Source organism: Kitasatospora sp. NPDC085464, from assembly GCF_044541955.1.
GTDB lineage: Bacteria > Actinomycetota > Actinomycetes > Streptomycetales > Streptomycetaceae > Kitasatospora.
On sequence record NZ_JBITTM010000011.1, the window covers coordinates 49,482 to 70,623 of the forward strand.

17 protein-coding genes are annotated in these 21,142 nt (G+C 72.8%); 12 read left to right on the forward strand and 5 right to left on the reverse strand.

Features of this window, described 5'->3' with window-relative positions; all coding sequences use genetic code 11:
- Positions 1–117: 117 nt before the first annotated feature.
- Complete coding sequence (locus ACIGG8_RS11905; protein ID WP_396547366.1) at positions 118–1,077, reverse strand: phosphatidylinositol-specific phospholipase C; 960 nt, start codon at positions 1,075–1,077, stop codon at positions 118–120.
- A 450-nt stretch (positions 1,078–1,527) separates the two neighbouring features.
- On the opposite strand from ACIGG8_RS11905, the gene ACIGG8_RS11910 reads away from it, so the two are divergent.
- Positions 1,528–2,247 carry a hypothetical protein gene (locus ACIGG8_RS11910; RefSeq protein ID WP_396547368.1) on the forward strand — a complete coding sequence of 240 codons (720 nt, stop codon included), beginning with the start codon at positions 1,528–1,530 and terminating at the stop codon, positions 2,245–2,247.
- A gap of 66 nt (positions 2,248–2,313) precedes the next feature.
- Here the strand turns inward: ACIGG8_RS11910 and ACIGG8_RS11915 are convergent, their stop codons facing one another.
- Both ACIGG8_RS11915 and ACIGG8_RS11920 read right to left on the reverse strand, forming a co-directional pair.
- On the reverse strand, positions 2,314–2,841 hold the full coding sequence (locus tag ACIGG8_RS11915) for a peptidylprolyl isomerase (protein WP_396547369.1): 528 nt from the start codon (positions 2,839–2,841) through the stop codon (positions 2,314–2,316).
- Between the two features lie 179 nt (positions 2,842–3,020).
- Positions 3,021–3,503: an ATP-binding protein gene (locus tag ACIGG8_RS11920; RefSeq protein ID WP_396547370.1), complete on the reverse strand. Its 483-nt coding sequence runs from the start codon at positions 3,501–3,503 to the stop codon at positions 3,021–3,023.
- Positions 3,504–3,594: 91 nt separating this feature from the next.
- On the opposite strand from ACIGG8_RS11920, the gene ACIGG8_RS11925 reads away from it, so the two are divergent.
- From ACIGG8_RS11925 to ACIGG8_RS11940, 4 genes are all read left to right on the forward strand, one after another.
- The gene (locus ACIGG8_RS11925; protein WP_396547371.1) at positions 3,595–4,506 is read left to right on the forward strand and encodes a Scr1 family TA system antitoxin-like transcriptional regulator; all 912 of its coding nucleotides are present in this window, start codon (positions 3,595–3,597) and stop codon (positions 4,504–4,506) included.
- Between the two features lie 2 nt (positions 4,507–4,508).
- Positions 4,509–4,694 (forward strand): DUF397 domain-containing protein, encoded by a 186-nt coding sequence (locus tag ACIGG8_RS11930; protein ID WP_396547517.1) that lies wholly within the window; start codon positions 4,509–4,511, stop codon positions 4,692–4,694.
- 265 nt (positions 4,695–4,959) lie between these two features.
- A complete protein-coding gene (locus ACIGG8_RS11935) occupies positions 4,960–6,771 on the forward strand; it encodes a CocE/NonD family hydrolase (RefSeq protein ID WP_396547373.1) in 1,812 nt (603 codons plus the stop codon).
- 242 nt (positions 6,772–7,013) lie between these two features.
- Positions 7,014–8,012: a ScbA/BarX family gamma-butyrolactone biosynthesis protein gene (locus tag ACIGG8_RS11940; protein ID WP_396547375.1), complete on the forward strand. Its 999-nt coding sequence runs from the start codon at positions 7,014–7,016 to the stop codon at positions 8,010–8,012.
- A 139-nt stretch (positions 8,013–8,151) separates the two neighbouring features.
- Here ACIGG8_RS11940 and ACIGG8_RS11945 read toward each other — a convergent pair whose 3' ends face one another.
- Positions 8,152–8,388, reverse strand: a complete 237-nt coding sequence (locus ACIGG8_RS11945; RefSeq protein ID WP_396547376.1) for a multiprotein-bridging factor 1 family protein — start codon at positions 8,386–8,388, stop codon at positions 8,152–8,154.
- A gap of 320 nt (positions 8,389–8,708) precedes the next feature.
- The gene (locus tag ACIGG8_RS11950) at positions 8,709–11,876 is read right to left on the reverse strand and encodes a putative bifunctional diguanylate cyclase/phosphodiesterase (protein WP_396547378.1); all 3,168 of its coding nucleotides are present in this window, start codon (positions 11,874–11,876) and stop codon (positions 8,709–8,711) included.
- Positions 11,877–12,203: 327 nt separating this feature from the next.
- On the opposite strand from ACIGG8_RS11950, the gene ACIGG8_RS11955 reads away from it, so the two are divergent.
- The 7 genes from ACIGG8_RS11955 (at position 12,204) to ACIGG8_RS11985 (ending at position 21,073) form a co-directional block, all read left to right on the forward strand.
- Positions 12,204–15,707, forward strand: a complete 3,504-nt coding sequence (locus tag ACIGG8_RS11955) for an amino acid adenylation domain-containing protein (protein WP_396547379.1) — start codon at positions 12,204–12,206, stop codon at positions 15,705–15,707.
- A complete protein-coding gene (locus ACIGG8_RS11960) occupies positions 15,704–16,711 on the forward strand; it encodes a leucyl/phenylalanyl-tRNA--protein transferase (RefSeq protein WP_396547381.1) in 1,008 nt (335 codons plus the stop codon). Before ACIGG8_RS11955 ends, ACIGG8_RS11960 begins: the two co-directional genes overlap by 4 nt.
- A 78-nt stretch (positions 16,712–16,789) precedes the next feature.
- A complete protein-coding gene (locus ACIGG8_RS11965) occupies positions 16,790–18,346 on the forward strand; it encodes a hypothetical protein (RefSeq protein ID WP_396547382.1) in 1,557 nt (518 codons plus the stop codon).
- Positions 18,347–18,565: 219 nt separating this feature from the next.
- The gene (locus tag ACIGG8_RS11970) at positions 18,566–19,681 is read left to right on the forward strand and encodes a hypothetical protein (protein ID WP_396547383.1); all 1,116 of its coding nucleotides are present in this window, start codon (positions 18,566–18,568) and stop codon (positions 19,679–19,681) included.
- The gene (locus tag ACIGG8_RS11975) at positions 19,678–19,905 is read left to right on the forward strand and encodes a hypothetical protein (protein WP_396547384.1); all 228 of its coding nucleotides are present in this window, start codon (positions 19,678–19,680) and stop codon (positions 19,903–19,905) included. The genes ACIGG8_RS11970 and ACIGG8_RS11975 overlap by 4 nt, the downstream gene beginning before the upstream one ends.
- 99 nt (positions 19,906–20,004) lie before the next feature.
- Positions 20,005–20,256: a hypothetical protein gene (locus ACIGG8_RS11980; protein ID WP_396547385.1), complete on the forward strand. Its 252-nt coding sequence runs from the start codon at positions 20,005–20,007 to the stop codon at positions 20,254–20,256.
- Between the two features lie 136 nt (positions 20,257–20,392).
- Complete coding sequence (locus tag ACIGG8_RS11985; protein ID WP_396547386.1) at positions 20,393–21,073, forward strand: DUF1707 domain-containing protein; 681 nt, start codon at positions 20,393–20,395, stop codon at positions 21,071–21,073.
- The last annotated feature ends 69 nt before the right edge of the window (positions 21,074–21,142 follow it).

Here is a 21,142-nt window from a genome sequence, read left to right on the forward strand (position 1 = left end):
TGGCCTGCCGACTGATCTACCGTCACCTGGAACTGGCCCACGGGTTTACGCCTCGGGGCTGATGTGCACCGCGCGGCGGTGGCCCCGGCCGGGAGCGAGGAGGAGGGCGCCGGGCCGCTAGACGACGTTCTTGTCGATCAGCATGTGCAGCACGTTGACGTGGAAGTCCGGGAAGTCCATCGGCACGATGCCGAAGCGGGCGCGCTGCTGGGTGCGGGCGTTCAGGTACGGGTAGACGGAGCGGTCCATGATGCTCTGCGAGCTGGTCTTGGGCCAGTAACCACCGGCGTAGCTGAGGAAGTTGACGAACATCTTCGGGTAGCTCGGGTTGCCGAAGGCCTTGTCGAACTGGGCGACGACGTACCGGCCCTTCGTGCCCAGCGGGTCGAGGCCGCCGATCTGCCAGGCGTCCTGGGTGTCGAAGTACTCGTTCTGGCCGCTGGACCAGTTGATCAGGCCCCAGGGATTGGCGAAGTCCGCGAGCAGGACGACCTTGCCGCGGGCGGCGTCGAGCGTCGGCCAGCCGTAGAAGTGGAACAGGCTCCGGTAGCCCAGCGCGTCGAAGTAGTGATTGACCCGCCGCATGAACTCGTCGTCACCGAGGGCCTGTCCGCCCGCCCGCTCGTTGCGCAGGCGCATCACGACGGTCTCGCCGGGGTGTGCCTGGAGGAAGGAGCGGCAGCGGTCGAGCACGTCCTGCAACCGGAGGTGCTGGTAGGCGTCGGAGTGGTAGATCCCCAGCTCGTCGGGCGCGCCCTGCAGGCCGTTGCAGCGGATGTCGAGGAAGCGGACGCCTTCTTCCAACTGCTGTGGGATTCCCCAGTTCTGGGTGTGCGACCACTCCGTGCCGTAGGCCGGGTTCTCGCAGCACGAGTCGTGGGTGCCAGGGATGGTGAGGTCGAGCAGCGAGAGGCTCCCGTTCAGGCGGCCCATCCAGCTGTCCGTCGGCAGCCCGCGCGGGGTGGTCCGGACGGCGGCCCGGGCGGTGGATGGCGGCAGGGCGAGCCCGCTGCCCAGGACGGCTGCTCCGCCGGCTCCCGCGCCCCACTTGAGAAGATCACGACGTGCGATGCCCATGAGGTGGCTCCTTCGGCGTTCCGGTCGGCTGGGAGGTGCACTGTGCCTTCAGCCCGAACGTGGCCCCGGCGTCGGCGGGTTCACCGTCCGGGGAGCGGTGCGGTTCGGTCTCCGTTCCGTCTGTCCTACCCGGATCGCCGTCTGACGAACTGCTGTCAAGCTCGACGGCAAGTCGCGTGCTGTGAGCGGGGGTTGGGCATGGATTCGGGGGAAGCGTCGAGTCGCGGTCGGAGCCGGCGCCCGGGTGGGTGGCGCCGGGCAGGCGGTGGTGGGGATCGCCGACTCGACGGGAACTTCCAACGGATGTTCGCCGAGTCGACGGCGGACTCGACGAGAGGCTCGGGCGGGGATGCGCCGACCAGGCCCCCCTGCGCAGTCAGCGGAAGGGGGCCTGGTCGGCGCAGTGACGGCCGGCAACCGCTGTCGGTGGGGGCGGGCAGAATGCCGCCCGTGATTCATGACTACCGACCGGGTGACGTGCTGCGGCTGGAGTGCGACTTCACCGAGACGACGGTCACCGCGGTCTCCCGTTACCACGTCTCGGTGCGGTGCCCGTGGTTGGCGGCGGACCCGCAGGCCGAGGGCATCTGCTGGAACGGTGACCGTGCGATGCCGCTGCCCGCCGCCCGGGAGTGGGAGGTCTTTCGGACGGAGCCGGTGGAGACGGAGCTCAGGCCGGGTGACACGTGCCGGGTGGGGATGCCCCCGACCGTGGTGCACGTCCAGTCGGTGGAGCACTACGATCCGCCGCTGGTCACCGGCCTGCTGCCGCGGCCCGCGTGCTACGTCGAGGTGCTGCGACAGGGTGAGGTGTACGAACCCGGCTTGGAGGACCAGGGCTACGCGTTCGATCCGGCCGTGGGTGAGCCGATCGGCATCGAACTGCTCTTCCGCCCGTACGCGTTCCTCGAACCGGGTGACGAGGTCGCCGACCGGGACGGGCGGGCCTGGCGCTTCGACGGGGCGTGGGACTGGCACGCCTTCGACGGGGAGGTGTCGGGTGCGCCGGTCTGGCCGTTGGCGCTGCTGTTCCGTGGCGGTGAGCCGGCGGGCGACGGGGCCGACGGGGCCGCCGAGGTCGCGCGGGCGACGGCGACCGGCAGTCACGCGGCGGAGCGGGAGCGGTGGACCGGGCTGGCGCTCGCGCAGCCGGCCCCTGACCAGCCGTAGCGGGGTGGGAGTGGGAAGTCGGCGGGACCGACTTCCCACTCCGAGGGGCGGGCGGGCCCGCGCGGGTCAGCGGGTTTCGATGAGAACCGACTCGATGACGACGTCCTTGACCGGCCGGTCGTGGCGGGGGTCGGTCTCCGTCGTGGCGATGGCGTCGACGACCCGCTGGCTCGCCTCGTCGGCGACCTCGCCGAAGATGGTGTGCTTGCCGGTGAGCCAGGCCGTCGGCCCGACGGTGATGAAGAACTGGGAGCCGTTGGTGCCGGGCCCGGCGTTGGCCATGGCCAGCAGGTAGGGCTTGGTGAACGCCAGGTCCGGGTGGAACTCGTCGGCGAACTCGTACCCGGGCCCGCCGGTGCCGTTGCCCAGCGGGTCACCGCCCTGGATCATGAAGCCCTCGATGACCCGGTGGAAGACCGTGCCGTCGTACAGCTTCGCGTTGCTCGGCCGGCCGGTGTTCGGGTCGATCCACTGCCGTTCGCCGGTGGCGAGTTCCACGAAGTTCTTGACGGTCTTCGGGGCGTGGTTCGGCAGCAGCCGGATCACGATGTCGCCCTGGTTGGTCTTCAGCGTCGCGTACAGCTCTTCTGCCATGGCAAGTCCTTCGGTGCGTCCTACTGGCGCGGTCAGTCTTCCGGCCGGGACGAACCAATCCGGGGCGGCAACACGGCATCTCACCCGCATGAGTGACGCGGCAGAGAGAGTGGGAAATCGGCCCCGGCCGACTTCCCGCTCCTCATCCCTCCACGCGCTGGGTATGGGCGTGCGGGGCGTCAGGTGGCATCGGGGGTGTCGGAGGCGGCGGCGAGGTCGGCAGCGAGGTCGAGTTCGGCCCAGACGGTCTTGGAGCCGGGGTGGCGCGGGATGGTGCCCCAGCGGTCGCAGAGGGCGTCGATGAGGGTGAGTCCGCGTCCGGACTGGGCGTTGGGGGTGTGGGTGGTGGGCAGGACGGGTCGGCGGTCGCCCCTGGGGTCGGAGATGGCGATGCGGAGGGTGGTGCCCCGGCGCGTGGTGGTGGTGAGGGCGAGGTGCAGTTCGAAGCCACGCCCAGGAACGCGTCCGTGCGTGGTCGCGTTCGCCGCCAGCTCCGCGACGATCACCAGGGCGGAGTAGTACGGCTCGGTGTGCGTCGAGTTCAGCCCCCAGAGCGTGAGTTGACGTCTGGCGACGCGCCGGCAGATCGCCGCGCCCTTGGGCGAGGCGGCGAGGGTGATGGTGTGGGTACGGGCGTCGGCGAGCGGGAGTTCGGTCGTCATGGGCCAAAGCGTGACGGCGCGGACGTACGCTGACCATGCATTCGACGGGCACTCAGTGTGCATGTGCGGATGCGGAGGGTTGCCTCGTCGGGTGGCCCGGATCAATCGATCGAAAGGGCGGGTGATTGCCGTGGGTGGCGTCGAGCGTACGGTCTTCGACGACGGCGAGACGGCGGAGAGCTCGGACGGGGTCGCGGAGTTCTACAGCGCGGTGGGGAAGCTGATCAAGCTCTTCCGGGAGCGGGCGGGCCTCACACAGCGGGACCTGGCCAAGATGACCGGCTACAGCGAGGACCAGATCGGCGCGATGGAGCGGGGGGTGCGAACCCCGAGGATCGAGTTCCTGACGATGGCCGACGACCTCCTCAACGCGGGCGGCGTGCTGCGGGCCGTCGCGGACGACGTGATGAAGGCGAAGGTCCGCGTGGCCACGCGGCACCCGGCCTTCAACAAGGCGTTCACGGGTGAGGAGGCTCAAGCCGTGGAGATCCACGACTACAGCACCCTGGACATCCCGGGTCTGTTGCAAACGGAGGCTCATGCCCGGGCGTTGTACGAGATGCGGAAGCCCACCCTCCCTGACGAGTTGGTCGAGAAGTGGGTGAGGGCCCGGATGCAGCGACAGGAGATCCTGAGCCGGTCGCCTCTCCCGATGATCAGTTGGGTCATCGACGAAAGCGCTCTCAGGCGGCCCATGGGCGGCTGGGACGTGCATGAGGCGCAGCTCCGCCACCTTCTCGTGGTGGGGCAGGCCAGGGGCCTTGAACTCCAGGTGATGCCGCTGGAGCGGGCCCATCACGCAGGCATGGGGGGATCGTTCATCCTCCTCACGCCGAAGGGGAGGCCTCAGATTGCCTTCGTGGAGGTTCAGCATGTCAATCGGCTGATCACGGACTCGGAGGAAGTCCGTATCATGGCCGCACGGTACAGCAGTATCAGGGCGCAGGCACTCAGCCTGACGGAGTCGCTGGCCTTGATCGAGAAGATCTTGGGAGAGCGGTGAGCATGTTCGAACTGGCGTGGTTCAAGAGTAGTTACAGCGGTAACGAAGGAACGGCGTGCGTCGAGGTCGCCGGGACCCCCGGTGTCGTTCACGTGCGTGACTCCAAGGACAAGAGCGGCCCGCAGCTGGCCTTCGAGCCGGCCGCCTGGCAGGCGTTCGTGACGTTCGCCGCCACCGTCGAGGTCTGAACCCTGGCCTCCCCTCAACGGCCCACCGCCCGCCCGGCGGCGGGCCGTTGGCGTACCCGCTGTCATCCTCGATCGTGCATCCCCGCGCATGAGCGGAGCTCATGTCGTTTTCACCGGGCCGACATGAGAATCCGGGCAGTGGGCTCAAGTTCACTCGTAAGGGTTGTATCTGATGTGTCGTCAGCCCCTTTCCCGCGCCTTGTGACCAGGATGCAGGGCGGCGCCCGACAGGGCGTGCTCCTACATCATGACAAGGGTGGTTCGTATGACCTCTGCCAGCGGCGACTCCAGCGCTTCGGTCACTGACGCGACACTCAACGACATCGCCACCAACGGCATCTGGGCGGGCGCCGGTCTCAACCCGAGCCCGGCGGTGCTCGCCGTGGCGCAGGCCCTGCTCGCGGCCGTCCGGGGTGAGGCGGGGGCGGCACTTCCGTCCGAACTGGCGGACTTGGCGTCCAGGGTCCGTGGTCGCGCCACCTTCGACGTCCTGCGCATCGACGGTGAGCATGGGACGCAGCTGTCAGCGTTCACCATCAAGCTGAACGGGGACGAACCGCATCCGCTCGTGGTCCTGCCCGCGGGCTGGAACCCGTACGGCTGGCTGCCGTTCATGTACGCCTACCTTTCGCTGGCGGCGCGCGGCTACCACGTCCTGGCCTACACCCCGCGGGGCATCGGCCTCCCGGGGTGGATCTCCACCTCGGAGGGGCACATCGACGTCGCCGGGCCCAAGGACTGGGCCGACGGCTCGAAGGTGCTCGACTACGCGCAGCGGTACTTCGAGCCGAACAGGATCGGTTTCCTCGGCGAGTCGTACGGCTCGGGGATCAGCCAGCTGGTCGCCGCGCACGACGAGGCCGACCGCGTCGACGTCGTGGTCGCGCTGAGCACCTGGGGCAACCTGGCCACCGCGCTGTACGACAACGGGACCCGCCACACCGCGGCCGTGGACGCGCTGATCGCCTTCACCGGCGGCACGTTGGAGGAGAAGTTCGACGAGGAGTCCCGGAAGATCCTCAAGGACTTCGAGGACGGGGTGAACCTCGACGCCGTCGTCGCCTGGGGCACGGAGCGCGCCCCGGAGTCGTACGTCGACATCACCAACGCGCGGGGCATCCCGACGTTCATCTCGAACACCTGGCACGAGAGCCTGTTCCCGGCCGGTCAGACGATCCGGACGTTCGAGAAGCTCACCGTGCCCAAGCACCTGAACATGTGGATCGGTGACCACGGCGCCCCCGAGGGCCCGGGCCTGGCCGGCCTGATCGGCGGCGTGCCGTTCCCCGGGCTGAGGGAGCCGATGCAGGAGGCCAACGCCTGGCTGGACCACTACCTGCTCGACGCCGCGAACGAGGTGCCGACCTGGCGGGAGGTGAACAACCAGGTCATGTTCACCTACGAGACCACCAAGGTGATCGGCCAGCTCGACCGGATCACCGTTCCGGCTCATCGTGAGCAGAGCCCGTCCTGGGGCGACGTCACCACCGGTACCGACTCCTGGTACCTCACCGGGGCCGCCGACGGCGGTGACGGCGAGCTGTCCGACAAGCAGTCCTCCGGCTGGAGCCGGGACTTCACGGCCGGTCACGAGACGGCCGCCACCGCGATGGACGACATCATGAAGACCGGCCAGAAGGAGTGGTTCGGCAACCCCAAGTCCTACGACCCGGACGGGTTCGAGCGGCCGCGGCTGCTGATGTGGTCCACCGAGGAGCTGACCGGGACCGGTGGTGTGGCGCGCCGGATCCGGGGCGCCGCGAAGGTGCGGCTCACCGTCCGCAACACGGAGGGGCCGGCCACGCTGGTGGCGTACCTCTTCGACGTCGCCCCCGACGGCACGGCGCGCATCATCACCCACGAGCCGTACACCGCCGCCGACCTGGCGCCCGCCGAGGACCGGACGGTCGGCTGGACGCTCCAGCCCGCCGCCTACGACCTGCCGGACGGCCACCGCCTCGCCCTGGTGGTCAACAGCTGCGACAAGCTGTACGCCTTCTCCGGCACGAAGGACAGCACGACCACCGTCTCCTCGCCGCGTGGGGAGGAGGCCGTCCTGGAGCTGCCGCTCGGCTGATCCCGGCCGCACCTCGTGCGAACGGCCCGTCGCGCCCGCGGCGGGCCCTTGCCGTGTCCGCCGCCGGGCTGCTGACCTGGGCAATCCCCGTAATAAGGAGCATTCGGGCGCTCCGTGCACGTGATCGCCCCCGCGTGGCCAGTGTGACAGTAGTAGCTTCGCGGGGAACGGAGGTACGCTCACGCCCGCACCTCGGATCGGAGGGGTACGCACACGCAGGAGTGCTAGGGGGAAGCTCAGCCATGTCCGTAATCCTTGATCGTGCTCTGACCTACTCGAACACCGTCCCGCGCGGCACGGTCCACCGGGCCGCCATCTGTGAGGTCTTCCTCACCGACTCCGTGCAGGTCTCCGGCGAGGAGTTCCTCGTCGCCGCGCAGCTGCCGCGCGTCCACAGCTACTACAGCGACCACGGCAGCGCGCCCGCCACGTACGACTCGATGCTGCTCATCGAGGTCTTCCGTCAGGCGTCGATCTACGTCGACCACACCTTCCTCGGTGCGCCGCTCGACAACAAGTTCGTCTTCATCAGCGGGGAGCTGGAGGTCACCGACCCGGCGGCGCTGGTCATCGGTGCCCGCCCCGGGCACGCCGAGCTCCGTGTCCGGGTGGCCGGGCTGAAGCAGCGGGGCGGCGTCGTCACCGGCAGCACCCTCGACCTGGTCATGTCGGTCGACGGTCGGGAGGCCGCGTCGATGCGCACCTTCGCGCAGTGGATGCCGGTCGCGGCCTGGGACCGGATACGCCGCAGCGGCCGCGCCGCGCTCGACCTCGCCCCGGCCCGGCCGCACCGGACCGGTGGCCGGGTCGCCGCGGTCACCGTCGGCCGCACCGTTGTGCAGAACGTCGTGCTCGCCGGGGCGGAGGTGGGCGACCGCGAGGTCCGCACCCAGGTCGTGGTCGACCAGGACAACCCGGCGTTCTTCGACCACCCGCTGGACCACATTCCGGGAGCGGTGATCTTCGAGGGGTTCCGGCAGTCGGCCATGTACGCGGCTCATGAGCTGTTCGGGTGGTCGCCGCGCGGCCTGCTGCTCTCCAGGGTGCAGACGGAGTTCACGCGCTTCGGCGAGTTCGAGCTGCCGACCGACTGCGTGGTGCGGGTCGTCGACCCGCCCGCGGCGGACGCCGTCGCGTTCGAGATCGCCATGGTGCAGGAGGACGAGCAGATCGCCCGCGCCCGGGTGCACCTGACCCGGACCGGTCAGGGCGCCGGCGACGTGCAGAATCGTTTCGCCTAGGGTGAGGCCAGCGCGCGGCCGACGACTGAGGACCGGCATCGCCCCTCCTCGCGTTCCGGGCCGCGGTTCGCCGAACCACGTGCGCAGCGCGTCGGCCAGTGGGCCCCCGTCCTGATCCGCCCGACCCCCTGACGTGAGCTCAGGGGGTCGGCCTCAGCCCCGCGGAGAGGGCCGTCAGCAGCGGCAGGGTGGGCATGGCGTGGCCGAGTTCCACGGCGCGGACCTGGCGCTCGGAGAGGCCGGAGCGCTCGGCGAGGTCGGGGACGGAGAGGCCCAGGGCGGTGCGGCGCTCGCGGACGGCGTCGGCCAGCGCGGCGGCCGGGTCGCCGTCGGGGTGGGCGGGGAAGTCCTCGATCAGGGGGCGCGCGTGGTCCACCGAAGCTCCTCGTCGGCGAGTGGGGGCCGCACAGTCTGGCACGCGGCCGGAAAGCCTGTGGGGCAAGCGGAGGTCAAGTTTCCTTGACCGTCGCTTGGTTGCGGATGGCCCGCGGGCTCACGGGCGGACCGCCGGCGGGCCCACGCACGCCTGTCGCCGGCGGGCTCGCGCACGCCTGTCGCCGGCGGGCTCGCGCACGCCTGTCGCCGGCGGGCCCACGCACGCCTGTCGCCGACGGGCTCGCGCACCCGCACGCCTATCGCCGGCAGGCAGCCGTACCCGCACCCGCACCCGCCCCGCACGCCTACCGCCGCCGGCGCTCACGCGCCCGTCACACCGGCCCGCAGGGCGGTGCTGCGCACGAGGGAGCGAGCGTGCGGGGAGTCCATGGGGTGGGCGAAGAGGTAGCCCTGGCCGAGCGGGCAGCCCATGGCGGCGAGCAGGTCCCGCTGTTCGGGGTGCTCGATGCCCTCGGCGATGACCTGGACGCCGAGGGTGTCGGCGATCCGGGCGATGCCCTCGACCAGGGCGTACTGCTGCCGGGAGTGGCCGAGGCCGTCGATGAAGGACTTGTCGATCTTGAGGAGGGAGATCGGGAACTCGCGGAGGTAGGAGAGGGAGGAGTAGCCGGTGCCGAAGTCGTCGATGGCGATGCCGACGCCGAGGCCGGACAGTGTGGCCATGTCGGCGTGGATGCGGTCGTCGCGGCGCATCAGGACGGATTCGGTGAGCTCCAGGACGAGGGTGTGCGGGTCGATGCCGGAGGTGGCGATGGCCTGGCGGACGACGTCGACGAAGCCGGCGTCGCGGAACTGCCGGGCGGAGACGTTGACGTTGACGCGCAGCGGGGGACGGCCTCCCGCGGTGCGGGAGGTGGAGCTCGCGGCGTGCCAGGCCGCGGCCTCCTGGGCGGCGCGTTCCAGGACCCAGGCGCCGAGCGGGACGATCTGGCCGCTCTCCTCGGCGAGGGCGATGAACTCGTCGGGCAGCACCATGCCGCGCCGGTCGTGCGGCCAGCGGACCAGGGCCTCGAAGGCCACCAGGTCGCCGGTGCGCAGGTCGACGATCGGCTGGTAGTACAGCTGGAACGCCGATTCCGCGATCGCGGAATCGAGGTGCTCGTTCAGCTCGTGCCGTTCCACCAGCCCCGCCTGCAGGGCCGGGCGGTAGTGGCACCACTGGCGGCGGCCGGCCGCCTTGGCCGAGTAGAGCGCGAGGTCGGCGTGGGTGAGGAGTTCGGCGGCGTCGACGCTGTCCTCGGTGGTCGCCACGCCGATGCTGGCGCTGACCCGGACCGCGCCCGCCTTGAGCTTGAACGGCTCGCTGAAGACCTCCAGCACGCTGGCCGCGATGGTGTCCACGTCGGCCGGCGCCAGCGCGTCCTCCACCAGTACCGCGAACTCGTCGCCGCCGAGCCGGGCCGCGGTGTCGGAGGAGCGCAGCGCGGTGGAGATCCGCAGCGAGACCGCGACCAGCAGTTCGTCGCCGACCGCGTGCCCCTGGGTGTCGTTGACCACCTTGAAGTCGTCCAGGTCGATGAAGAGCACCCCGGTGACGGACCCGCTGCGTTCGCCGCGCGACAGCGCGTGGCCGACCCGGTCCTGGAACAGCACGCGGTTGGCGAGGCCGGTGAGGGAGTCGTGGAACGCCCGGTGGGTCAGCTCGCGCTCCATCTGCCGCTGCTCGGTGACGTCGCGCAGGGTGAGCACCAGGGCGCCGACGGTCGGGTCCGCGCGCAGGTCGTTGAAGCGCACCTCGGCTTCGATCGGGGTGCGGTCCTGGCGCAGCAGCCGCCAGTGCTCGCGGGGCTGCTCGCCGGCGGACGGGGACGGGGTGTCGCGCATCCGGGAGAGCGCCGTGCCGACCGCCCGGCTGTCCTCGGGCGGGACGAGGTCGGTGAGCCGGGCACCCTCTAGCGTGGAGTTTCCGAGCACGGCCGTCGCGGAGGGGGAGGCGTAGCGCACGCCGCCGTCGGCGTCGAGGATCAGGATGACGTCGCTGGCGTTCTGGACGAGCGTGCGGAAGTACAGCTCGCTGTTGCGGCGGTTGACCTCCTTGCTCAGCACGACCCGCTCGACGGCGAGGGCGGCCTGCGCGGCGAGGATCTCCAGCGAGCTCCAGAGGCTGGCCAGCTCCTGCTCGGTGCCGGTGACGATGAGCGCGCCGATCAGCGGGTCGCCCGAGGGACGCTCGGCGAGGGTGAGCGGGCAGATCAAGGCGTACGACATCCCGTCGAGGTGCCCGGTCAGCTCGCTGGCGGGCAGGTCGACGGACTCGACGGGCAGCAGCCGGCTCTCGCGGTAGGCGGCGAGGGCCAGCACCTGGTCGGAGTCGGAGGCCGTGCCCAGCCGGTGCTGCGCCGTGCCGCGCTCGGCGTGCCGGACGTGCAGCACGCCCGCCTCGGCGACGGCGAGCAGGGCGACGTGCCCCGGTTCGGCGGGCATCAGGGTGGAGGCGGCGGACTGGACGGCGTCCGCGACCTCCTCCACGCCGACGGCGGCGGTCAGCCGGCTGCCCGCCTCGCGCAGCGCCCGCTCGCGGGCGATGGCCTGTCTGCGGGCGGAGACGACGACCGCGAGGCGGGCCAGCACGAGCAGGTACAGCACCGCGGAGAAGGCGCCGATCACGCCCGCGTTGTCGGTGTTCCCGGCGAGCGCCTCGATGATCAGGATCGCCGGGGCGATCAGCGAGGCGAGGGTGAGCAGCACCAGCCGCGGGGTGCTCAGGTCCGGTTCCTGGGTGGGGACGGGCTTGGTCAGCTCGACCATCGACGGGTGCAGCGCGGCCGCGCCCCACGCGGTGTAGTAGGCGGCCCAGCCGAGTTCGACGGGCGTGCCGATGCGCCAGGTGCCGTGCAGCTGGATGAGCCCGTACAGCACGTCGGAGACGAGCAGGCCGACGGTGCCGACGGCGAGCAGCTGCAGGGAACGGGAGCTGCCGCCGCGCGGGGTCAGCAGCCGCAGCAGCAGGGCGAGGACGACCACGTCGCCGAGGGGGTAGGCGATCGAGACGGCCCGTTGGAACCAGGTGAGGTCGGGGTTCTGGGTGTACGGGACGATCAGGTAGATCCAGGAGAGCAGGGCCAGGCCGATCGTGAGGATCAGCGCGTCGAGCAGCCCGGCGCGGTCCTGACGGGCCGTGCGCCAGCGGATGAAGCCGAGCAGGCCGATCGCGTACAGCACGTACTCGGCGAGGTAGAAGCCGTCCGCGATGGAGGGGAAGGGATTGGCCAGGTGCAGGATGTCCAGCTGGATGGCCTGCACCACCTCGCCCGCGGTGAAACTCAGGTTGGCGAGCGCCAGCACGTACCAGAAGCGTGCGTGCGCGGGGCGGTTGAGGCGGACGCCGAGCACGATGGCGGCGACGCCACCGAGGCCGATGCCCGTCCACCAGATGATCCGCTGGCTGGGATTGGCGTAGTAGATGCCGGTGAACAGCACCATCCAGAGCAGGTAACAGACCATCAGGCGTTGTCGCCGGCGTGTCAACGAGGCTACCTCCTCCGCGACGTCACCCCGCCGGTCGGACGGGGGAGTTCGGGCGCGGGCGGGATCCGGGAGCTCCGGGTGTCACCGGGGTCTCCGGACGGGGGCTCTGTGCGAGGGTCGGTGCCCGGGGCGGGCGTGCGACCGTGCTCGGGACGGCCGCTTCCTCGCGCGCGTGTGCGGCGTCCGGCCGGTGTGCGACCGGACGTTCTCAATGTGCCGTGAGTGCGTATAGTCGGAAATGTCGCACTCCCAAGCATTCTGCCGCCACAGCACGAGGTCAAGCCGGTGGATGACGCAGCAGACAGCGCACAGGGCGTACCAGCGGATGTGAGCTCCGGACATCACGCCGTGGTGCGCAACGACAACGGTCAGTACGCGCTCTGGCCCGGGGACTTGACCGTTCCGGCCGGGTGGCGGCAGGTGTACGGGCCGGCCGCGCGGGCCGACTGCCGGGCCTGGGTGGAGCGGGAGTGGCGTCCGGCCGGGCTGGGGTTCGCCGGCCCCGCGAGCCCCCGCCGGGTCTCGGCCGGGTTCGCCGACACGGTGCACGGACTGTTCCGCATGCGGGCGGCGCACGACCCGCAGGCACTCGCCGTGATCGCCGAGGACGCCACGCTGAGTTACCGCGAACTCGACCTGCGCAGCGACCGGTTGGCAGCCCGGCTGCGGGCGCACGGGATCGGGCCCGAGCAGGTCGTCCCGGTCTGCCTGGAGCGCGGGGGTGGGCTGGTGACCGCCTGGCTGGGCGTGCTCAAGGCGGGCGGGGCCTTCCTGCCGCTGGACCCGGCGCACCCGGTGCAGCGGCTGGCGGGACTGGTCGAGGACTCCGGAGCACGGGTGGTGGTCACCGACGGTCACGGCTTCCCCGGGGTCGCGGTGGCGCGGGTGGACGACCGGAGCGGCCCCGGAGGGGGCGAGCCGGGGGACCGGTCCGCGCGCGGGGAGTCCCGGCCGGGCGAGGGCGCCAGGCCCGGGGAGTTCCGGGACGACTCAGCCTCGGGGGAGTTCCGGCCGGGCGAGGGCGCCCGGCCCGGAGAGCTCCGGCCGGACGACGGCGCCGGGCCGGACGACCTGGCGTACCTGATCTACACCTCCGGCACGACTGGCCGTCCCAAGGGCGTTCCGGTCACCCACCGTGCGCTGGTGTTCACCCTCGACCGGATCGTCCACGCCTACCGGCTGTCGCCCGGCGAACGCGTCCTGCAACTGGCCGCGCTGGGCTCCGACACCGCACTGGAACAGCTGCTGGGCACGCTGCTGGCCGGCGCCACGGTCGTCCTGGGCGGCGGGAGCGGGGGCGGCGGCACCTGGGCGCCCACCGAACTGGTCGGCCGGCTGCCCGGGCTCGGCCTCGCCGTCGCCGACTTCACCCCCGCCTACTGGCACCACGTGCTCGACCTGCTCCCACCCGGCGGTCCCGGCCCGGACGGGCTGCGCCTGGTCGTGGTCGGCGGGGACGTCGTGCACACCGGCGACTGCCGCAGCGGCCTGGAGCGGCTGCCGGGCGCGCGGCTGCTCAACGCGTACGGGGTCACCGAGGCGGCCATCACCTCCACGCTCTGCGAGGTCACGGCGGAGCTGCTGGACGGCGGGGGAGCCGGCGGGAGCCCGGCCGCCGCCCCGGTGCCGATCGGGCGGCCGCTGCCGGGCGTGCGGGTGCACGTGCTGGACGCGCGGCTGTGCCCGGTCCGGCCCGGCGAGAAGGGGCAGATCCACCTCGGCGGGCCCGGCCTCGCCCGGGGCTACTGGCGGCAGGCCGGGCTCACCGCGGAGTCCTTCCTGCCCGATCCGTACGCACCGCTGCCCGGCGAGCGGATGTACCGCACCGGCGACGCCGGGCGCTGGCGGGCGGACGGGCAGCTGGAGATCCTCGGCCGCTTCGACGACCAGGTGAAGGTGCGCGGCCACCGGGTCGACCCGGCGGAGATCGAGGCGGTGCTGGCCGCGCACCCGGACGTCCGGCAGGCCCGGGTCGCGGCCGACGGGTCGGCGGCGGACGGCAGCCGGGTGCTCACCGCGTACTACACGCTCGCGGCCGGGGCGGACGACGGCGCCGAGGGGATCCGGGCGTTCCTGGCCGAACGGCTGCCGGAGTACCTGGTGCCGGCCGAGTTCGTGCCGCTGGAGGCGATGCCGCTCACCCCCGCCGGGAAGATCGACCGGCGCCGGCTGCCGCACGCCGCGGTGCGGACAGCGTCCCGGGCGGCGGGCGGGAGCGCGAACACGAGCGGGGGATCCGCCGGGGACCGGGAGCAGACCGGGAACGAGGAGCCGGGCGGGAGGGCCGGAGCGGCCGGGGGCGGGGGCGGGGGCGGCGCGGTCGAGGAGGCGGTCGGGCACCTGTGGGCGGAGCTGCTCGGCGTCGAGACCGTCGGCCCGGACGGCGACTTCTTCGCCCTCGGCGGCACCTCGCTGCTGGCCATGGAGATGCTGGCGCGCGCCCGGATCATGTTCGGCATCGATGTCGGCCGGGTGCGGGCGCTCACCCGGGCGCTGCTGCGCGAGCCCGTACTACGGGCCTTCGCGAAGGCGCTGCAGGAGGCGCGCGCGGGCGCCGGGCCCGGCACGGCCGCCGGGGCCCGCACCGAACCAGGCCCCCGTGCGTACGCGGTCCGCGGCGAAGCCGTGGTCGACTGGTTCGAGGAGGCCCGGCTCACCGACCCCGTCGGGCAGTCCTGGAGCCCCGCGCCCTCCCGGGCGGAACCCGCCGAGATCCTGCTCACCGGCGCCACCGGCTTCTGCGGCGCGCACCTGCTGCACGCGCTGCTCGCCACCACCCGGGCCCGGATCCACTGCCTGGTCCGGGCACCCGACGAGGAGCACGCACTGGAGCGGCTACGAGCCACCCAGCAGCGCTTCCTGCGGCACGACCTCGCCGACAGCCGGGTGGTGCCGCTGGTGGGCGACCTCACCGAGCCCCGGATCGGTCTGACGGACCGTCAGTTCGATTGGATGGCGGGCAACCTGGACACGATCCACCACCTGGGCGGGCAGGTCAACTTCCTCTACCCGTACCACCAGCTGCGCGACGCGAACGTCGGCGGCACCCGGGAGGTCGTCCGGCTCGCCGGGCACAGCCGGGGCATACCCGTGCACTACCTCTCCACCCTCGCCGTGCTGGCCGGCTTCGGCGCCGCGGGCGTCGACAAGGTCACCGAACGGACCCCGCTCGCCTACCCCGAACGGATCGGCGTCGGCTACGTCGAGAGCAAGTGGGTGGCCGAACAACTGCTCCATAACGCGGCCGAGGCCGGGCTGCCGGTCACCGTGCTGCGCACCAACGACGTCACCGGGGACCTCGTGAACGGGGTGATGAACACCGGCACCGAGCTGTGCGCGCTGATCAAGTACCTGGCGGACAGCGGCACGTGCCCGGACGTGCGGCTGCTGCTCGACTTCGTGCCGGCCGACCGCTTCAGCCGCGCCGTCGCCCACATCGCCGCCCACGCGCCCGCCGACGGTGAGGTCTACCACCTCACCTCCCCGCAGCCGGGCATCCTGGCCGACCTGGCGGACCGGCTGCGGGCACGCGGCCACCGGATCGACCGGCTGCAGTACGGGGACTGGGTGCACGGGCTGGTCCGGTTCGCGGCCGGGAGGCCGACGCACCCGATCGCGCCGTTCGTCCCGCTGTTCGTGGACCGCGCGCCGGGATCGGAGCTGTCGATCAGCGAGATGTACTTCCGGCCGACGTTCCCGCTCTTCGACCGGGCGAACACGGACGCTGCGCTGACCGGGAGCGGGATCGAACTGCCCTCCGTGGACGCGGTGTTGATCGACCACTACCTGACCGAGCTGGAACGGGAGGGGTTCCTGGGGACGGCCCGGTGAGCGGCGTCCACGAGCCGGCCGGCGGCGGCGACGCCCCCGTTCCGGCCGTCGTCCCCGTTCCGGCTTCCGCCCCCGGTTCAGCCCCCGCCCTCGACCCGGCCCCCGCCCTCGACCCGGCCTCCGCTCTCGACCCGGCCTCCGCTTTCGACGCGGCCGCTGTCCTCGACCGGGGCTCGGCCTTCGATGCCCTCGGCACCGAACTCGCCCCTGGCGACGGCCCGGTGGCGTTCGGCGGCACCCTCGGGCCGGGGGAGCTGCTGGCGGCGTACCGGCGCGGGCTGTTCCCGCTGCCGGCGGCGGACGTGTACGCGAGCGCGTACAACGAGGCGGTGTACGGGGACGCCGTCGAGGCCGGGCAGGTGCCGCTGCTGCCGGGCGGGGAGGACCCGTACGCGCTGGCGTGGTGGTCGCCCGACCCTCGGCCGGTGATCGCCGCCGACGGTGTACGGATCGGGAGCCGGCTGGCCCGGCGGTTGCGCAACCGGTCGGCGTGGTGGACGAGCGCGGACCGGGCCTTCGGCCGGGTGCTGGAGAACTGCGCCGAGCGGCGTCAACCGGCCTGGCTCACCAAGGAGTTGATGGCTGCGCTGACGCGCCTGCACGCGCTCGGGGCGGCCCACAGCGGGGAGGTGTGGGAGGGAGAGGAGTTGATCGGCGGGGTGTTCGGGATCGCGGTCGGCGCGGTGCTGAGCCTCGACTCGATGTTCCACCGCCGCCCGGACGCCGCCCGGGTCGCCGTCGCCGACCTCGGCGCCCGGTTCGGCGCGGTCGGCGGGCGGCTGCTCGACGTGCAGTGGGACGGCCCGCACGTGCGCAGCCTGGGGGCGCAGCCGATGGTGCGCTCGCGCTACCTCGCGGAGCTGGCCGGCGCGACGGGGGCGCCCGGGGCGGCCGGCGGGGCCGGGACGGTTGCCGGGGTCGGGGAGGCTGGCGGGGCCGGATCGGGCCGGCGGCCGGCGGGGTTGTTGCCGACCGAGCCGCTCCCGGTGTCGCGCCTCGGGTGACCTGCGGTTAAACCGGCGTTGGCCGGGGGTTTGGCCTGTCTTCGACAAAGTTATTCCTCGTCAGTAACATGGCGCCGCGTGTTCAAGAGTTCGATAGGCAGGGCCGCGGGCCCCGCCGTCCTCACCCTCATCCTCGCCGGGGCCGCCGCGTGCGGGCCGACCAGCCCCGGCCCCTCCCAGACCGGCGCCGCCCCCGCGGCCGCCACCGCCGCCGACGCCGGCACGCCCGCCGCCGGGGGCAGCCCGGCCGCGGCGGCCGCAGCCGCCGGCACCCCGAGTGCCAAGGCGGCCTCGCCCGCCGCGGGCCGTCCGACCGCAGGTGCGTCGGTGCCCGTCACCGCCGCCCCGGTCGGGGACAAGCAGGCCGCGATCGGCAGCCCCGGCAAGGACGGCGCCGCCGTCACCGCGGCGACGAAGAGCCTGCAGCTGACCGCGTACGACCCGGCGGGCGGCACGGCCGTCCTGACGGCGGCCGGCGGTCCGGCCCCGACCGCTACGGCGGCCCCGACCGCCCCGGGTGCCACGGCGGCCCCGGCCTCCCCGAGCGCCGCGCCCGGCGCCGCCGCCTCGGCCGCGGCCGCCGCGGTCCAGCCCGGCCAGCTGATCGCCAGCCCGCCCACCGCCGCCGCGCCGCAGGGCGCACTGGTCGCCGTCACCGGCGTCCACCCCGGTGCTGGCAACACCGTCAACCTGACCACCCGTCCGGCCACCATCGCCGAACTGCTGGGTGGCACCGAGGCCGACGGCAACGTGCCCGTCGACCCGCACGGCATCACGGTCACCCCGCTGGTCAAGGACCTCAAGGCGACCGTCGGCGCCGACCTGAACGGCGTGAAGGCCGACGCCTCCGGCACCCTGGAGGTGAACGTCAAGGCCCCCGTGCCGCTGCCCGAGGGCGCCAGCCTGGACGCCTCCGGCTCGCTCCAGCTCCACCCGGCCGTCCACTTCGCCTACCACGGCGCCGCCGCGGGCAGCCCGCGCACCGCGTCGATCGGCTTCGACCTGGGCGCCCACGCCGAGTGGAAGGTCACCGGCGACGTCGCCCGCAACACCGGCGCGGCGCCCATCCGGGTGCCCTTCGCCAAGCTGCAGGCCAGCCCCGTCCTGACCGTCGCCGGCCTGCCGGTGGTCGTCAACCTCGGCCTGACCTGCTACCTGGAGGTCAGCGCCGACGGCCAGGTCCACCTGGAGGCCGAGCAGGACGCCGTCGGCTCCTGGGCCGTGCGCGCCGACTACACCGGCGGCAAGGGCTGGACCCCGGTCACCAACGCCGACACCAAGGTCACCCCGGTGCACGTGCGGCTCAACGGCAAGGCCGGTGTGCGGGCCGCGCTCGGCGCCGAGATCAGCGTCGGCCTGTACGACACCGTCGGTGTGGAGACCACCGTCGCCCCCTACCTGAAGGCCCAGGCCGAAGGCTCGCTGATCGCCGATTCCTCCGGCAACCCGCCTCAGGTGCAGGGCAGTTGGTCGCTGGTCGGCGGCGTCGACCTGAACGGGGCGCTCACCGCGCACCTGAAGGTCTTCGGCACCCCGATCATCGAGGGCAAGCTGCCGCTGCCGCCGTTCCACCGCGAATGGCCGCTGATCGGCGGCTCCGCGACCCTGCCGGCGCCGAAGCCCAGCGCGAGCTGACGTAGCGTCATGTCGCCTGTGCCCCCTGGCCGGTCCCCGGCCGGGGGGCCTATTCGCTCCGTGCCGGTTGTCGGGATGCGCGCCCGCCTGCCGCCTGCCGCCGGGCCGACGGCCGACCGGCCGACGGCCCTCCGACCCACCCGGCGTAGTCGCGTGGGGCTCTTCCCATCGCACCGTCCACCTGCATCCTGATGGCCGCAACGGTCTGACGGGGCGGGGATGGGCGAGCGGGGCGAACGGGGCGAGCGGTACCGGGTCGAGAACGCGATCGACAACGGGACGTTCCACGGTCCCGTCGTCCAGGCCGGGAAGGTGTGGATGCTGTTCGGCTCCGGGCAGGGGCCGTTGGTGGTCCTGGCGACGGTGATGGCGCCGATCGCCGCCGTCACCACCTGCCTGGTGCCGGGCCGGGACGACGGCGCCGACCCGACCCTCACCGCCCGCTACGACTCGGCCCGGACGGAGACGGCGGCGATGATGCTGCCCCGGCCGTTCGGTCCGACCGCCGTCCCGGCCTCGGTCTCCGGCTGCCCGGCCACCTGGGCCTGGCTGCACACGCAGGGCGGCCTCGACGTGGGCACCTCGCACCTGGTGGTCGAGGCGACCGGCGGCCGCGGACACACCGTCGCCATCCGGTCCCTGAAGGCCACCGTCGTCGGCACGCCGCAGGACCCGCCGGCCGGAACCATCGCCTACTGCCCCCCACAGGGGTTGGGTGCCGTACTGGAGCCGGGCATCGACCTGGACTCCGCCGACCGCGTCGCCCTGATCGGCACGGCCACGGGCGAGACCTCGTTCGCGCCGTTCTTCAGGGACACGTACCTGTACCTGGAGGCCCGGAAGCCCGAGGAGGTGGAACTCGGCGTCCTCGCGACGAGCAAGAGCTACGAGTACGTCCTCACCGTCGAGGGATCGGTGGACGGCAAGCCCCGGACCTGGACCCTCAAGGACGGCGACCGGCCGTTCCGGGTCACCGGAATCCGCACCGACCTCCCCTCCGACCTGCGCGGCGACGCCACGGTCTGGGGCACCGAGTACGGCGTGCACGTCCCCCCGCCCTTCCGCGGCAACCCGTGCTCCAACGACGGCGCGCCGGTTCCGGGCACCTCCGTGCCCGCGGCGCCGAAGGGATCGGCGCCGTCGCCGGGTTCGCCGCCCCCGTGGGCCGCTCCGGCCGGACGGCCGAGCGCGCCCGCACCCCCGCTGACCGTGGTCCCGCAGGACCCGGAGTCCGTCCCGTCGCCCTCGCCTGGATCGTCACCGTCAACAGCTTCGACGTGCGGCGCGGCGACACCGGGCTGGGCGCCGTCCTGCCCCGACTGCGGCCGTACATGACGCCGAGGGCGGCGCAGGAGGCACAGGCGGAGGCGGCCGTCGGGCCGAAGCCCGACACCCCGGACTGGCCGCCGGAGGTGACCGCGCGCCGAGGCTGGTCGGCGGTCTCCTCCGCCTCGGCGGCCCTGGTGGTCGCGGACAGGCACCTCGCCGGGCAGCAGCCGGGGCAGAGCGCGACCGTGCGCGTGGCGGTGGAGGTCATCTACCGGGCCGACGACGAGTAGTCGCGGAGCGGCCCGGGTCTGTTCGTCGGACAGCTGATCCTGCAGCGGCAGTCCGACGGCACCTACCTGGTGGACGCCTTCCGGCGCGGCGCGTAGGTCGTGCGCTCGGGCGCCGCTCCGGTCCCGACCGTCTGCCGGGGCTTCACCGCCGACGGTCCGCAGGAAGCCTGGGGCCTGTTCAGCCGCAACCTCTGGCTCGACGACATGATGGGCGACCTCGCCACCCTCCTGGACCTGATCGCGCCGCACGTCCGGGAACCCGGCCACGGCGGCCACGTCCGCGAGGAGTGCGACACCGAGCCGAACCCCATCACCTTCCGGGACGGCACGTACGGGCCGCTGACGTTCTGAGCCCGTCCGCGCCGGTGTCGGGTCGGCGCGGGTGCTGACCGGCTCCGAAAGATCGGTCAAGTGTCCGGCACAGGAGGACAGTTCGCTCCATTCTTGGGGTGTGGGACGGGCTGGGCGGGTCGTAAGGTACGTGACCATGAGCATCGAGGAGCCGGGTGGCCGAGTCGAGCGGGATCCGAGTCTGCTGCGGGTCTCGCACGCGGACCGGGACCGGATGGTGGAGATCCTGCGGGACGCGGCGGCGGACGGCCGGTTGGACGCCGAGGAGCTGGAGGAGCGGCTGGAGCGCGCGCTCACCGCGCGCACCTTCGCGGACCTGGCGCCGCTGACGGAGGACCTGCCGGTCGCGCCGCTCGTCCCGCCGACGGTGCCGACGGCGGCGCCCGCCCGGCTCCACGCCGCGCCGGACCATGCTTCGCTTCCCGCGGCGCCGGCGGCGATGCCGGCCACGGCGGGCGGGGACGCGGAGCGGTGGCAGGTGACCGGTCACCGGTTGCGCCGGGAGGGTGCGTGGGTGGTGCCGCACACCATCGAGCTGGAGGTGTACGGGGGTTCGGCGCGGCTGGACTACACCCTGGCGCGGCTGCCCGGGGGCGGGCACAGTTCGATCCGGATCGACCTGCACGGCGGGAACGTGCGGCTGTTGCTGCCGCCGGGCGTCGCGGTGGACCTGAGCGGCATCACGACGTTCGGCGGCAAGGTCCGCGACCACGCCTCCCGGCACGCGCTGCCGGGGGTGGCGGTGACGCACGTGATCACCGTGACGGGGTCGACGTACGGCGGGAGCCTGCGGGTGGACGCCTCGCACGCCAAGTAGTCGATGGCGAGCCGGAGGCCATGAGTTCGCCTCATCCGTCGTGTACGGCGCAGGGTGGATATCATCACC